This is a genomic window from Pseudomonas sp. NPDC089752 (assembly GCF_044748725.1).
GTDB lineage: Bacteria > Pseudomonadota > Gammaproteobacteria > Pseudomonadales > Pseudomonadaceae > Aquipseudomonas.
Genome location: NZ_JBIVGP010000021.1, coordinates 43,216 through 57,582 on the forward strand (window position 1 = coordinate 43,216; position 14,367 = coordinate 57,582).

Consider the following 14,367-nt stretch of genomic DNA (forward strand, 5'->3'; position numbering starts at 1 on the left):
CTTCGCTGATCAGTTGCCGCGGTCCCGACCGCTGCTGACCTCGTCGGGGACCTCTTCCTTGGCCATGCGCTTGCGAAACAGCGCTGCCCTTGCCAGTAGCAGCGTCGTGACCGGCACGGTGATCGACAGCAGGATAGGGATCAGCCAGGCATGCAGTACCGGACTTTGCTTGAGCCACGAAAAGTAGATGATCGAAGCCAGCGCGACGCACCAGGCGCCTATGGTCGAGGCCAGCGCGGGTGGATGCATGCGCTGGAAGTAATCCTTCAGGCGCAGCAAGCCAATGGCGCCGATCAAGGCAAAGAGACTACCGAGCAGTAACAGTCCGGCGGTGACCAGTTCGAGCCAAAGCGGAAGTTCAAGTGTTTGGTTCATTCGATCACCTCGCCACGCAACAGGAATTTGGCCAAGGCAAACGAGCCGACAAAACCAAACAGGGCAATCAACAGGGCGCCTTCAAAATAAGTGTCACTGGCATAGCGAATGCCCAGTACCAGCATCATCAGCATGCCCAGGATATAGAGATAGTCCAGCGCCAGTACCCGATCCTGAGCGGAAGGGCCGCGGAACAGCCGGATGAGCGCCAGCCCCATGGCCAGGGCGAAGATGAACAGGCTGGCGAGGACTGCGTTGGCGAGCAGGCCTGTCATTCGAAGATCTCCATCAACGGACGTTCATAGGTATGTTTGAAGTGCTCGATAAAGGCCTTCTCATCCTCCAGGTCGAACACATGCAGCAAAAGCATGCTGCGGTCCAGAGCCAGTTCCGACCAGACCGTGCCGGGTACCACGGTGGTAATCATCGACAGCGCAGCAAGGCCATGGGCGTCGCGAAGGTCCAGGGGGATGTGCACGAAGGCTGAGCGAGGCGGCTTTTGCCGGGCGCGAAGCACGCCAATCGCCACCAGGAAATTGGAGTGGATGACATCAATACCCACCCGACCGATCAGCCTTGCCACCACCAGCGGCCGGCTTACCCGTGCACGCTGCGGGCGCAGGGGAGCCATCAGCAAAGGGGCGACGACGGCGAGGGCGGCGGCGAGCAAAAGATTGCCGGGGCTGATCGACAAGTTCAGCAGCAGCCATAGCACGAACAGTGCAATGGACAGCAACGGCGCGGGGAACAGCCGGCTCATGGCTGCACCTCCACGTCGAGTGTGGTCGGCCCTGGAACGGGCCGTGCAGCCATTACTGCCTGGATATAGGTATTGGGTGACTGCAGGCTGGCGGCGGTGTCCTGTGTGTAGCGCAGCAATGGCTCGGCTCTGAAGCTGAGGATGATGCACAGCCCGAGCAGAATGACGATGGGCAGGCATTCGTAGCGACGCAGCAGCGGCGAAGGTCGCTCCTCGGGCTTCCAGAACCGCAGAATGCCCACCCGGCCGAAGGCGATCAACGAGGCCATGCCTGAGACAATCAGCAAAGCAACCAGCGCCCAACCGGCTACGGACAACGGTTGCTCGGCCGGAACACCCAGCCCCAGTGGGTTGAACAGCGCACTGATCAAGTTCAGCTTGCCAACGAAGCCGGACAGCGGTGGCATGCCAATGATCAATAATGCGCAGGCAATGAAGCTCAGGCCGAGGAAGGCCATGGTCCAAGGGATGATCTGACCGATCACGGCCTTCTGTTCATCGTCCAGGTTGGTACCTTTGGGAGGATGAAGCGATTCGAGCGGCGAAGGCATCGGTTCTTCTTCATCGTCCAGCGGCGCTTCGTTGGCCGAGCGCGAGCGCTCGATGAGTTCGGCGAGCAGGAACAGTGCACACAGCGCCAGGGTTGAGTTCACCAGGTAAAACAGTGCCGCGCCGGTCAATGCCGGTTGGGCAAAGCCGACCGCGCCCAGCAGGGTACCTGCGGATACCAGGATGCTCAGCGCCGCCATCCGCTCCAGGCGTTGCGCTGCCAGTATCGACACGGCAGCCAAAGCCAGGGTGACCAGGCCGCCATAGATCAGCCATTGACCACCGAAGTGGGCCGAAGCACCCGCCTGGCCGGAGAACAGCAAGGTCCAGAGGCGCAGCACGGCATACAGGCCAACCTTGGTCATGATGGCGAACAAGGCGGCCACCGGCGCGCTGGCAGAGGCGTAGGCTGGTACCAGCCAGAAGTTCAGCGGCCAGATACCTGCCTTGGCCAGAAAGGCAATCGCCAGGATCGCCGCCCCGGCGTGCAGCAGGCCGCGGTCCGCTTCTGGAACTAATGGAACCTTCAGTGCCAGGTCAGCCATGTTCAGCGTCCCGGTCACCCCGTACAGCATCGCAGCACCCACCAGGAACAGCGACGAGGCGAACAGGTTGATAGCGATGTAGTGCAGCCCGGCGCGCACTCGTGCCCGCCCCGATCCATGCAGCAGCAGGCCATAGGAGGCGGCTAGCAGCACTTCGAAAAACACGAAGAGGTTGAACAGGTCAGCGGTCAGGAAGGCACCATAAAGGCCCATCAGCTGGATTTGGAACAACGCATGGAAGCTGGCGCCTGCGCTGTCCCAGCGGGCGCGAGCGAACAGCAGGGCGCTGATGCCGATGACCCCGGTCAAGGTCAGCAGCAGTGCCGAAAGGTGGTCCAGTACCAGCACGATGCCGAAGGGCGCGGGCCAGTTACCGGGCAAGTAGACCCCAATGGATTCGGCCTGGCCTTGGCTGCGCACCCACAGCAGCAGGCTGACGGCAATGGCCAAACCACCGAAGGTCGACAGCAGGTTGAGGCGTGCTTTGATCTGCCGGTGCTTCTCGCCCAGCAGCAGCATCACAGCTGCAGTCACCAGGGGTAACAGAATGGGCGCGACGATCAGTTGGCTCATCACGCTCATTCGTCACGCTCCCGGCCATCCACGTGGTCAGTGCCGGTGAGACCGCGCGATGCCAGCAGTACTACCAGGAACAAGGCAGTCATGGCGAAACTGATGACGATGGCGGTGAGCACGAGGGCCTGGGGCAGCGGGTCGGTGTAGTGCAAGAGGTCTTGGGTTACGCCGTCTTTGATGATGGGTTCCTTGCCGATGAACAGACTGCCCATGCTGAAAATGAACAAGTTGACCCCGTACGACAGCAGGCACAGGCCCATGATCACCTGATAGGTCCGTGGGCGCAGGATCAACCAAACCCCTGATGCGGCCAGTACACCGATGGCGACTGCGATGACTTCTTCCATCAGGCGGCTCCTGCTTGGCTGGGTTTCGACGAACTGCCCGGACGATAGGCGCGCACCGACTGGTGCGCCAATGCGGTGAGAATCAGCAGGGTCGAGCCGACCACCACGGTGTACACACCGATATCGAAGAACAGTGCACTGGCCACATGCAGGTCGCCGAGCAACGGCAGGTGCAGATGGGCGGTATGAGTGGTGAGGAATGGGTAGCCCAGCAGCATGGCGCCTGCCCCCGTCAAAGTCGCGCACAACAGCCCGGTACCCATCCAGCGCAGCGGCCTCAGGCTCATCTGCGCCTCGACCCATTGCGTGCCGGCAACCATGTACTGGAGGATGAACGCCACCGACATCACCAGGCCTGCGACGAAGCCGCCGCCCGGCTGGTTGTGGCCGCGCATGAACAGGTACATCGAGACCAGTACTGCTATCGGTAGAAGCAGACGCACCAGCACGGCAGGCACCATCATGAAGCCCAGCGCGGTGTCGGCGGCGTGCCGTGGGTTGACCAGGTCAGTGACCACATCGGGTGCCAGCTGCCGCTGCTGGGCGGGCAGTTGCATGCTTTCCTTGGGCGGGCGGAAGCGGCGCAGCAGGGCGAATACGGTGAGGGCCACGGCTACCAGCACGGTAATTTCGCCAAGTGTATCGAAGCCGCGGAAGTCCACCAGCATCACGTTGACCACGTTGGTCCCGCCTCCTTGGGGCAGCGCCCGGCTCAGGTAGAAGGAGGAGATGTCGTTTGGCGTGGGCCGGGTCAGCATGGCGTAGGACAGCACTGCCGTGCCGCCGCCGACCAGAACAGCCAGCAAGAGGTCGCGCAGGCGGCGCATGCGGGCGCGGTCGAGGCTGCCTGGCAGCGGCGAGACGCCTTCGATTCGCCGTGGCAGCCAGCGCAGGCCGAGCAGGATCAGTACCGTGGTGACCACTTCGACCACCAGCTGGGTCAAGGCCAGATCCGGGGCGGAGAACCAGACGAAGGTGATGCACGTCATCAGGCCGCAGACGCCGACCATGATAAGCGCCGCCAAACGGTGATACTTGGCCTGGTAGGCGGCGCCGAGGGCGCAGGCTATCGCTATCAGCCACAGCGCGACGAATACACCGGAACCCGGGATTTTTGGCCGGTCGCCCCAGCTCAACCCGCTGTACAGCAGCGGCGTGAGGCCGGCGAGGAATGCCGCCAATACCAGCATGAACAGTTGTGCCTGGAGGCGGCGCGTGGTGAGCAGGCCCTCGATGCGCTTGGCCAGCAGCATGAGACGCACCTGACCTTGTTCGAACAGACGCTTGCCATTGAAGCGCTCGATCAGTGGCGGATAGGGGAACCGGCCGCGGCGCAATTGGTTGCGTAGCAGCAGGTATAGAATGATGCCGCCGCTCATGGCCACGAGGCTCATGATCAGCGGGGCGTTCCAGCCGTGCCAGATGGCCAGGCTGTATTCCGGCAGCGTGCCACCCACCACTGGCAGCGCTGCGGCGGCCAGCAGCGGGCCGACCGATTGGGCAGGAAAGATGCCGACTACCAGGCAGGTGAGTACCAGCAGCTCGACCGGCGCGCGCATCCAGCGTGGTGGCTCGTGTGGCGTGTGCGGCAAGTCCTGCGCGGTAGGGCCGAAAAACACATCGACGGTGAAGCGCAGGGCGTAGGCGACGCTGAACGTCCCTGCGAGGGTGGCGATCACTGGCAAGGTCGCTTCGACCCAGGCGGTAGAGGAGATGAACACGGTTTCGGCGAAAAACATCTCCTTGGACAGGAACCCGTTCATCAGCGGTACGCCCGCCATTGAGGCGCTGGCCACCATGGCCAATGTCGCCGTGTAGGGAACCAGGCGTATCAGGCCGCTGAGGCGGCGGATGTCGCGCGTGCCGCTCTCATGGTCGATGATGCCGGCAGCCATGAATAGCGAGGCCTTGAAGGTGGCGTGGTTGAGAATGTGGAACACGGCGGCGACGGCTGCCAATGGGCTGTTCAAGCCCAGCAGCAAGGTTATCAGGCCCAGGTGGCTGATGGTGGAGTAGGCCAGCAAACCTTTGAGGTCATTCTGGAACATCGCGGCGAACGCACCCAGCAGCAGGGTAATGGCGCCGGCACCGCCGACGATCCAGAACCATTCTTCGCTGCCCGACAGCACCGGCCAGAGCCGCGCCAGCAGGAACACCCCGGCCTTGACCATGGTCGCGGAGTGAAGGTAGGCCGAAACCGGGGTGGGTGCCGCCATGGCGTGGGGCAACCAGAACTGGAAGGGAAACTGCGCGCTCTTGCTCAGTGCGCCGATCAGGATCAGCGGCAGCAGCACGGGATAAAGCGCGTGCTGGCGGACTGCGTCACCGGCAGCCAGAACCTTGTCCAGGTCGTAACTGCCGACCACATGGCCCAGAAGCAGCGCCCCGACCAGCAGGCACAAGCCACCTGCGCCGGTGACCATCAATGCCATGTAGGCCCCTCGACGCGCGTCAGCGCGATGGTGCCAGTAGCCGATGAGCAGGAATGAAAACAGGCTGGTCAGTTCCCAGAAGAACACCAATTGGATCAGGTTGCCGGAGATCACCAGCCCAAGCATTGCCCCCATGAATGCCAGGAAGAATGCGAAGAAACGCGGCACTGGGTCTTGTGGCGACATGTAGTAGCGCGCGTACAGTGACACCAAAGCGCCGATGCCCAACACCAGCAGCGAGAACAGCCAGGCGAAACCGTCCATGCGCAGGACCAGGTTCAGGCCGAGGCTGGGCAGCCAGAGAAATTCTTCGCGAATCACGCCGCCGTGGGCGACTTGGGGGTATAGCAGTGCTACCTGGACGGTGCCGACCAAGGCCACGAGCCCCGCCAATATGGACTCGGCGTTACGTGCGTTGTGCGGCAGCACGGCTGCCAGGCAACTGCCCACGAACGGCAGAAGCAGTAGCACTATCAAGGACATAGCGTTCTATTCTGGAAAGATTTGCCAAGGATCATACGTGCCGGGCAGTTGATCACCAACACGCAAGCTGTCGCAGAATCGTACAAACAGGGTGTTACAAGCTGTTTTTTTATAACAGTTTTTTACAGAGCATAGCCGTTGTTGGCGATTTTACAGGCCGGCTTCGCGCTCGGCCTGCGCTTCGAGTGATTCTTCTGCAGGCCCGACGCGGCGGATTTTCAGCTCGCTGACCACCACCGCGATGACGATCAGCAGGCCGCCGATCAGTGCCACTCCGGGCAAGCGCTCGCCGGCGATACGGCCGACGATCCCTGCCCATACTGGTTCACCTGCGTAGATCAACGTGGCGCGGGTCGGCGAAACCGACTTCTGCGCCCAGTTCATCGCTACCTGGATCACTGCGCTCATGGCGCCCAGGCCCAGTGCGCTGAGCAGCAACAACCAGGAAAAGTCGGGGATGCGCTCTTGGGTCGGGACGATCATCAGGAACGACAGCAACGAGGCGGTGGCCAGTTGCACGACGGTCACGCGGCGTACGTCGACCTGGCCGGCAAAGCGGCTGATCAAGATGATCTCGGCGGCGATGGCCACGGCGCTCACCAGTGTCACCACTTCACCTTCGCTCAAATGCAGGCTGCCGCCCTCGGGGCCGGCGAGCAGCATCAAGCCGAGGAATGCCAGGCAGATACCCAGGCTGGGCATCAGTCCTGGGCGCCGGCCGAGCACGAGCCACTGCAACAGCGGCACGAAAGGCACATAAAGTGCAGTGATGAAGGCTGACTGGCTGCTGCTGATGGTCTGCAGGCCCATGGTCTGCAGGCCGTAGCCGAGCATGATGGAGGCGCCAATCAGCACGCCGGCCTTCAGTTCGGTGACAGTCAGGCCTGACAGTGCGCGCCCTGAGACCATTGCGACAAATAACGCAGCAGCTGCGAAGCGCAGGCCGACGAAGAACATCGGGCCGCTTACGGTCATCACATTGTGCACCAGCAGGAAGGTGCCGCCCCAGAGCATGGTGATGAATACCAGCACCATCTCGGCCTTGCTAAGGCGCAATGACAGGGCGGGCTGTTGGCTGCTGGTCGGTTGGCTCATGGTCTTGCGCACTCAACGGGGGCGGCGCACAATCGCCGCAAAGTGGGCAGTATACTGCGCAACCCGTACAAGTGAGCAATATAGTGCACAAAGATTCCATGCACCGGGCCTCGGTTTTGCAGCATGTCAGCCTCAATGTCCGAAGCCTGCGCAATGCCGCGGGGATGAGCCAGACCGCGCTGGCTGAGCGCTCTGGGGTCAGTCGGCGCATGCTGGTGGCGATTGAAGCGGGTGAAAAGAATGTCAGCCTGACCACGCTCGACCTGATCGCCGAAGCGTTGGGGGTGGCCTTCAGCACGTTGATCCAGGCACCCGACCAGCGCGATACCAGCCGTATCGACGAACTGGCCTGGGCGGGTGAGCATCCGCAGAGCAAGGCGGTTCTGCTGGCCAGCAGCAGCGCTCGGCGAGAGGTGGAGATCTGGGAATGGACCCTGGCACCGGGCGAATGCTACGCCAGCGAAGCCGATGCTGAAGGTTGGCGCGAGCAAATTTACGTAGCTGAAGGGCAACTGACGTTGATCATAGAAGGGGCCGAGCATCGCCTTGACGTCGGTCAGTTCCATGTCTTTCCCAGCAACCGCCGCTACGCCTACCGCAATGACGGCGCCGTGCCTACGCGTTTTGTGCGCAATGTAGTGATCTGAGCGGGCATGCAGCGCTCAGGGTAGATGCGGACCAGGCCCTTCATCACCCAGGTGATCCTGCTTGTTGCGTAGCGGACATTCCTTCAGGGACATGCAACCGCAACCGATGCAGCCGTCCAACTGATCGCGTAGGCGAATCATCTCGTCGATACGGCGATCGAGGTCTGCCCGCCAACCCTGCGACAATCGTCGCCAATCCTCTGCTGTAGGGATATGGTCATTGGGCAGTGCCGACAAGGCCGATGCGATATCGGCCAGCGGGATGCCCAGGCGCTGTGCCATCTTGATCACAGCCACACGGCGCAGCATAGCTCGCGGATAGCGGCGCTGATTGCCTGCGTTGCGCGTGCTGTGGATCAGCCCCTTGGTTTCATAGAAGTGCAGGGCGGTCACGGCCACGCCACTGCGTGTGGCCAGCTGGCCGACACTGAGCAGTTTGTCCGGAGCGACCAGGGTTGATCTGGGCATGTGAAAAAGCTCTTGACCTTGAGTTAACTGGAGGTTTACCCTGCAGGCCATCACACTGCAAGCGTCCGAAGCAAGGAGACTGTTCATGATCGCCGCGCCGCATCCCCTGTGGTTCACCCAGATGATCGAGTATGAGGTGCCTGCTTCGCGCCAGGCAGCGCTGGCCCAAGCGCTGGTCCTGCGCAGTGAAGAACTGGCCACGCGCTGCGCGGGCCTGCAAGGGGTCAGCATTCAGGCCAGCGATGACGGCAGCCGTGTTCTGCAGTATTTGCAGTGGCAATCGCGCCAGGCGTGGGCGGCGGCAGCGGAACGTTTTGTCGAAGAGCCATTTCTCGACCTGGTGCGGGTGCATCAGGCGCGCAGCGTCAATTTCGCTGCATATCAGGCGCTGCGCAGTTTGGTTTACACGGCCGACGGTGGCTTGCACTGCCAGGTCGGCGAGCCTCAGGCATACCAGGGTGCATAATGCGGATAGCGATCCAGGCGGGCGCCGACCACCATCTCACCGACCCACGAAGCAAGTATTGAGCTATAGGCTTTTTGACTTTGTTCACTGGAAAGCGCGTGGTCGGCACCATCGACAATGCGGTGAGTGAGCGAATGGGCGTTGACGAAAGCCGAGCGATAGCTCATCAGCGTAGTGTGCGGTACATAGTCGTCTTGCTCCGACTCCACCAGTAGGACATCGCCGGCAAATTCGGCACAGGCGGCCAACGCGCGGTTGTCGGCCGGGCCGAGCAAGCGCTGGCGGTAGGCGTTCAAGCGCTGACGGTCGAGTGTCTGCTTAGGGGTGTCCCACTCGTCGTCCCAGTACATCGCCGGTACGCGCAATGCCAGCCATTTTACTGGCCGTTGCAGGGTGAGCAATGTGGCCAGGTAGCCACCGTAGCTGCTGCCGATGATAGCGATCGCGCTACTGTCCACGGCCGGATGGTTGACCAGGCGGTCGTAAGCGGCCAGCAGGTCCTGAAGATTCTGCTCGCGAGTCACGGTGAGGCGTTGGCTCTCGGTCTTTTCGTGGCCGCGCAGGTCGAAGGTCATGCACACGCAGCCCAAGCCAGTGATATGGCGGGCTCGGGCCAGGTCGCGTTGCTGGCTGCCGCCCCAGCCATGGACGAATAAAATGCCGGGCATCTTGCTGCCGGGGCTGACCAGGGTACCGACGATGCTGTCGTTTTCGACCTGCAGCTCTACGGTTTCACTCTGGATGGTCATGCTCGCGGATCCGCGCGAATTTGCTGAGTTGTCCGAGTTCACTGTCGTTTCCTTGGTAGAAGAGGGTGGCGTCAGTGGGAAGGTCGGGCGTGCCAAACACTTCATGGGTGGAGGTGCGCACACGCTGCAGTGCCGGGTCTTTGGCAAACGCCTGGAGCGCCAGGAGTTCAGCGCTGCTGGCCCCGCCTATTCGCCAGGACTGCTCTAGCACGCCGCTGCGCAGATGGCCTTGCGGGTCGGTGCCGCGGGCGATGTCGTAGTTGCGGCGAGAGGCGACAAAGCCGGGAAAGTGCCGCTCGGCCGCCTGTTCATAAATCATGGCCTGGGTAATCGCCAAGCGCAGGTGATCTTCCAGTGGGAGCTGCAACAGGGCCTGGTAATCGCCGCGCACCACTACCAGGTCGGATCCGCCGTAGACTTCCGTGCCCTGGTGGTCGCGGGTCAGTTGCTGGGTACCGTGGTAGCTGCAGGTCAGGCCGGCGACGCGGACCTGGCCGACGCTGAAAGTCTCAACCTCACTGAGGTCTTCCTCAAGCACCAGCCCCCATAGCGCCAGATCTTGGTCATCCATGCCCGCCAGCAGGGGTTCCAACTCGTCCATTTCCTCGATGACCTGTTGCCCGCGTCCGGCGCAGGCCAAGACCGGTTTGAGTCGCAAGGGGCCGTCGCCCATCAGCAGCTGGGCGGCTCGACGGGCATCGGCTTTGCTGAACACCGTGTAGCCGCGCAGCAGAGCATCGCTTGCCTGTCGAGCGAATGCATCGGTCCAGCCGGGTGGAAAGCTGGCATTGGCTGGCAGCGGATGTGAGATTGCCTTGGTCGCCATGTAAGGCTGGCTGACCAAACCGCCGAACAAGTCCTGTACGGTGCAGATGCCCATCGATGCGTGGCGCTGCGGGTCGATCAAGGTTTCGGTAGGAAGGTAATAGAAATTGTCGGCTGCAGTGGGAGGCTGGTCGGGATGAACGTGGGCGCAACCCAGTAGCTCAGCCAGCCCAGTGGCCATCTTCAGGTGCACTGCATGTTCATGCTCCGGCGTGTGCTCGCGGGTGTCCAGCAGCACGACACCATTCTTGGCTTCGCAGGCGTTGGGCATGGGCATCTGCCTGTCGGCAATGAATGTATTGGTTGTGAAGCCCCGACAAGCGGGAAGTTCAGCTGGAGGTGATCGATGGTCTCCGGCCACTTGTAGGAAGCGTCTTGATTGCAGGTGACGTCATGGGCATTGCATGCCGTAACTTGGCCGTTGCGATTGCAGGGCAATGGTGGCTGCTCCATTATCGTGCCTCTGGATCAACCAAGATGTGACCGCAGGAGTGCGCATGAACGTTCAGACCCCCATCGAGCAGCGTGTACCCGAGCGCCTGGCGCGTGTGCGCGAGGTAATGGCCAAGGAGGATGTCGATGCCTTGCTGGTGCCTTCGGCTGACCCTCATCTTTCCGAGTACCTGCCGGGTTACTGGCAAGGGCGTAGGTGGTTGTCTGGCTTCGATGGTTCGGTGGGCACCCTGGTAGTCACTGCCGACTTCGCTGGTTTGTGGGCTGACAGCCGTTATTGGGAGCAGGCTGACAGGGAGCTGGCGGGAAGTGGCATCGAGCTGATGAAGCTGCACCCAGGCAAACCGGGTGCGCTTGAGTGGCTGGGGGATAACGTTCGGGCTAGCGGTGTAGTGGCGGTGGATGGCGCAGTCATGGCCCTGGCCTCGGCACGTCAGCTTGAAGAGCGTTTGAAAGCCCGCGAGATCCGATTGCGCACTGATCGTGACTTGCTGGCAGAAGTTTGGGTCGGGCGTCCAGCGCTGCCGAGTAATCCTGTTTATCAACACTTGCCGCCCCATGCCACCGTCAGCCGGGCCGAGAAACTTGCCCAGCTGCGTAGTTCCTTGGCAGAGAAGGGCGCGGACTGGCACTTCATTGCGACGCTGGATGACATCGCATGGCTGTTCAATCTGCGTGGCAGTGACGTGTCCTACAACCCGGTGTTCGTATCCTTTGCGTTGATCAGTAAAGGCCGGGCGACCTTGTTCATTGGGGCTGAAAAGGTTGATGACCATTTGCGCCACGTGTTGCAAGTCGATGGCATTGAAGTGCGCGATTATGCTGAGGTAGCCAATGCGCTTGCGGGGATTGCGCCTGGCAGTCGATTGCTGTTGGACCCTGCGCGGGTGACCTGCGGCCTGTTGGGTAACCTGGGTGCTGAGGTCGAGTTGATCGAAGGGCTTAACCCGACCACTTTGAGCAAATCACGCAAGCGCGAAGACGAGCTGGTACATATCCGGCAGGTCATGGAACAGGATGGTGCGGCCTTGTGCGAATTTTTCGCCTGGTTTGAAGCACGGCAGGGCGAGGAGGTGATCACCGAGCTGACCATCGATGAGCAGCTGAGTGCCGCGCGCGCGCGTCGGCCCGGCTTCGTGTCTCTCAGCTTTTCTACCATCGCAGCATTCAATGGCAATGGCGCGATGCCCCATTACCGTGCCACCGAGCAGTCCCATGCGGTGATCGAGGGCGACGGTTTGCTGTTGATCGACTCGGGTGGGCAGTATCTGGGTGGTACCACCGACATTACGCGAATGGTGCCGGTAGGGAGCCCGAGCGACGAGCAGAAACGGGATTGCACGCGGGTACTCAAAGGCATGATCGCGCTGTCACGCACTACGTTCCCCCGCGGCATACTTTCACCGCTGCTTGACGCCATCGCGCGGGCGCCGATATGGGCGGACCAGGTCGACTATGGTCACGGTACCGGTCACGGCGTGGGTTACTTCATGAATGTGCACGAAGGTCCGCAGGTCATTGCCTATCAGGCTGCAACCACGCCGCAGACCGCCATGCAGGTGGGGATGATCAGTTCGATCGAGCCAGGCACTTATCGTCCAGGCGCTTGGGGGGTACGTATCGAGAACCTGGTGGTCAATCGCGAGCTCGGCAAGACGCAGTTTGGCGATTTTCTCAATTTCGAGACTTTGACGCTGTGCCCTATAGATACCCGTTGCCTGGATGCAGACTTGCTGGCGAAGGATGAGCGCGACTGGCTTAACCAGTATCATGCAACGGTGCGGGAGCGTCTTGCACCATTGCTGACCGGCGATGCGCTGGTCTGGCTCGAAGCCCGCACGGTATCGCTGTGATCGGCCGAGACTGCCGGGTATGAAAAAGGGCAGCTCACGGGCTGCCCTTTCGTTTACTTGCAGATGACGATCATGCTGCGGCTGGTATAGCCGGCCGGGTTGATGCCGAACAGGTAATCACCTGGCTCCTCGTCGGTGTCTCCGGAACGCGCGATCACCCTATAGCCGCGCTTGCTGCAAGACGTGGCGGCCTTGCTGTAGCACTTGTCCCATGAGGAGGAAAGGCCTGAGCAATTGATATGCACACCCTTCTTTCCCTGTTTGACCTCGGTCTTGGCCGTTGCGGCGCATCCGGCAATGGCCAAGACGGCCAGGATGAGCAAAATACGTTTCATTCCTGTCCTTATGCAGAGCTGATCAGTAGTCAGACCCTGTCGTTATCGTATCGGTTCTTCCTGAATTTCCCCAGCGTCCATGTTCAGTCAAGTAGATAGCTTGAAGATTATGATTTTGTGACAGCTTAATCAGCGAGGCGGGTCATCACAACGATAATTACTGCCTCAAATGTAAATATTTCTCAAATCAGTCAGCCGCTACCGGTGGATTCACCTCTTTGCGCAGAGACAGCGTAGCGCCTGCCGACGCGGCTATGATTGCGAGAATTGCCAGCCACTGGGTAACGCTCAGCAGTTCACCGAGGAACAACAGGCCGGACAATGCGCCGATGGCAGGCTCAATCGCCATCAGGGTGCCGAATGTTCGCGCTGGCATTCGGGTAAGCGCGACCATTTCGAGGCTATAAGGCAGGGCAGTGGAAAGTATGGCGACGCCCAGCGCTAGCGGGATGAGTGCTGGAGTGAGCAACGCGCTCCCTGCATGCACGATGCCAATTGGAGCGACGAAGACGGCTGCGACCACAACGCCGAGTGCTGCGCTCTGGATGCCATGCTCCGCGCCAGCGCGTTGGCCAAAGAGGATATACAGCGCCCAGCATACACCCGCACCGAGCGCGTAGGCGGCACCCAGCAAATCGAGTGGCTGGCCACCATGGCCGACGGGAAGCAGCAACAATAGACCCGCAACTGCCAGGGCAATCCACAGGAAGTCGATAGCGCGCCGCGAGGCAAACAGTGCCACCGCCAGCGGGCCGGTGAACTCCAGCGCTACCGCGATCCCCAGCGGCGTCGTCTGCAGCGCCATATAAAAGAGGAAATTCATGCCGCCCAGCGCCATGCCATAGATGATCACATTGCGCAGCGTGCCGGCCGTCATGCGAACACGCCATGGGCGCAGTATCAGCAGCATGATAATGCTGGCGAAGACCAGGCGCAGGGTCGTGGTGCCTTGTGCACCGATGATGGGAAACATGCTTTTGGCCAACGAAGCGCCGGACTGAATCGATGCCATGGCGATAAGCAACAGGCCTATGGGAAACAGCGTAGCGGCCAGGCTGCGGGGCTGGGTGTTCATGGGTGGGCGGCATTCCTTTAACGGGGGGGCGAGTGTGTGCAATATAGTGCGCAATTACGACGCAGCGGCGCAAGGCATGTGCATCGCCTTCCCTGGTTTCTCTTTTGTGAAATCAATCATTGACACACCCCGGAATCCGCTTATAATGCGCCCCACTTCCAGCGACATCGGAACGAGAAACTTCTTGAAATTCAATTAGTTACTTAATACCGAAGCTGCTGAAAGCGCTCCTATCGATTTGATCGCAAGCGGTTGAAATGGTGGTTGACAGCGCTTCCAAACGCTGTAGAATTCGCCTCCCGCTACGAGAGATCGCAGCGAGCCAAGTGTTTGA

At 61.1% G+C, this 14,367-nt stretch carries 15 protein-coding genes; 3 read left to right on the plus strand and 12 right to left on the minus strand.

Features of this window, described 5'->3' with window-relative positions; translation table 11 throughout:
* Positions 1–9: 9 nt before the first annotated feature.
* From ACIPZF_RS24535 to ACIPZF_RS24565, 7 genes are all read right to left on the minus strand, one after another.
* Positions 10–375, minus strand: coding sequence for a Na+/H+ antiporter subunit G (locus tag ACIPZF_RS24535; RefSeq protein WP_400804262.1), 366 nt, complete (start codon positions 373–375; stop codon positions 10–12).
* Positions 372–650: a K+/H+ antiporter subunit F gene (locus ACIPZF_RS24540; protein WP_110639073.1), complete on the minus strand. Its 279-nt coding sequence runs from the start codon at positions 648–650 to the stop codon at positions 372–374. Before ACIPZF_RS24540 ends, ACIPZF_RS24535 begins: the two co-directional genes overlap by 4 nt.
* Positions 647–1,135, minus strand: coding sequence for a Na+/H+ antiporter subunit E (locus ACIPZF_RS24545; protein ID WP_400804265.1), 489 nt, complete (start codon positions 1,133–1,135; stop codon positions 647–649). Before ACIPZF_RS24545 ends, ACIPZF_RS24540 begins: the two co-directional genes overlap by 4 nt.
* Positions 1,132–2,811 (minus strand): monovalent cation/H+ antiporter subunit D, encoded by a 1,680-nt coding sequence (locus ACIPZF_RS24550; protein WP_400804267.1) that lies wholly within the window; start codon positions 2,809–2,811, stop codon positions 1,132–1,134. Before ACIPZF_RS24550 ends, ACIPZF_RS24545 begins: the two co-directional genes overlap by 4 nt.
* The gene (locus ACIPZF_RS24555; protein WP_003250128.1) at positions 2,808–3,152 is read right to left on the minus strand and encodes a Na+/H+ antiporter subunit C; all 345 of its coding nucleotides are present in this window, start codon (positions 3,150–3,152) and stop codon (positions 2,808–2,810) included. The genes ACIPZF_RS24550 and ACIPZF_RS24555 overlap by 4 nt, the downstream gene beginning before the upstream one ends.
* On the minus strand, positions 3,152–6,067 hold the full coding sequence (locus tag ACIPZF_RS24560; protein WP_400804269.1) for a monovalent cation/H+ antiporter subunit A: 2,916 nt from the start codon (positions 6,065–6,067) through the stop codon (positions 3,152–3,154). The genes ACIPZF_RS24555 and ACIPZF_RS24560 overlap by 1 nt, the downstream gene beginning before the upstream one ends.
* A gap of 150 nt (positions 6,068–6,217) precedes the next feature.
* The gene (locus tag ACIPZF_RS24565; RefSeq protein ID WP_400804270.1) at positions 6,218–7,162 is read right to left on the minus strand and encodes a DMT family transporter; all 945 of its coding nucleotides are present in this window, start codon (positions 7,160–7,162) and stop codon (positions 6,218–6,220) included.
* Between the two features lie 83 nt (positions 7,163–7,245).
* On the opposite strand from ACIPZF_RS24565, the gene ACIPZF_RS24570 reads away from it, so the two are divergent.
* Positions 7,246–7,809: a helix-turn-helix domain-containing protein gene (locus ACIPZF_RS24570; protein WP_400804273.1), complete on the plus strand. Its 564-nt coding sequence runs from the start codon at positions 7,246–7,248 to the stop codon at positions 7,807–7,809.
* Positions 7,810–7,824: 15 nt separating this feature from the next.
* On the opposite strand, the gene soxR is transcribed toward ACIPZF_RS24570, so the two are convergent.
* Positions 7,825–8,277 carry a redox-sensitive transcriptional activator SoxR gene (gene soxR / locus ACIPZF_RS24575; RefSeq protein ID WP_400804275.1) on the minus strand — a complete coding sequence of 151 codons (453 nt, stop codon included), beginning with the start codon at positions 8,275–8,277 and terminating at the stop codon, positions 7,825–7,827.
* An 85-nt stretch (positions 8,278–8,362) separates the two neighbouring features.
* Here soxR and ACIPZF_RS24580 point away from each other — a divergent pair, with 85 nt between their 5' ends.
* Positions 8,363–8,743: an antibiotic biosynthesis monooxygenase gene (locus ACIPZF_RS24580; RefSeq protein WP_400804276.1), complete on the plus strand. Its 381-nt coding sequence runs from the start codon at positions 8,363–8,365 to the stop codon at positions 8,741–8,743.
* Here ACIPZF_RS24580 and ACIPZF_RS24585 read toward each other — a convergent pair.
* Together ACIPZF_RS24585 and ACIPZF_RS24590 are read right to left on the minus strand one after the other, a co-directional pair.
* Positions 8,722–9,492, minus strand: a complete 771-nt coding sequence (locus ACIPZF_RS24585) for an alpha/beta hydrolase family protein (RefSeq protein ID WP_400804279.1) — start codon at positions 9,490–9,492, stop codon at positions 8,722–8,724. The genes ACIPZF_RS24580 and ACIPZF_RS24585 overlap by 22 nt on opposite strands.
* Complete coding sequence (locus ACIPZF_RS24590; RefSeq protein ID WP_400804281.1) at positions 9,476–10,594, minus strand: DUF3182 family protein; 1,119 nt, start codon at positions 10,592–10,594, stop codon at positions 9,476–9,478. The genes ACIPZF_RS24585 and ACIPZF_RS24590 overlap by 17 nt, the downstream gene beginning before the upstream one ends.
* A 220-nt stretch (positions 10,595–10,814) precedes the next feature.
* On the opposite strand from ACIPZF_RS24590, the gene ACIPZF_RS24595 reads away from it, so the two are divergent.
* Complete coding sequence (locus ACIPZF_RS24595; RefSeq protein ID WP_400804283.1) at positions 10,815–12,623, plus strand: aminopeptidase P family protein; 1,809 nt, start codon at positions 10,815–10,817, stop codon at positions 12,621–12,623.
* Between the two features lie 53 nt (positions 12,624–12,676).
* Here ACIPZF_RS24595 and ACIPZF_RS24600 read toward each other — a convergent pair whose 3' ends face one another.
* Positions 12,677–12,958 (minus strand): hypothetical protein, encoded by a 282-nt coding sequence (locus tag ACIPZF_RS24600; RefSeq protein ID WP_400804284.1) that lies wholly within the window; start codon positions 12,956–12,958, stop codon positions 12,677–12,679.
* 187 nt (positions 12,959–13,145) lie between these two features.
* Positions 13,146–14,033, minus strand: a complete 888-nt coding sequence (rhtA, locus tag ACIPZF_RS24605; protein ID WP_400804287.1) for a threonine/homoserine exporter RhtA — start codon at positions 14,031–14,033, stop codon at positions 13,146–13,148.
* Positions 14,034–14,367 lie beyond the last annotated feature (334 nt).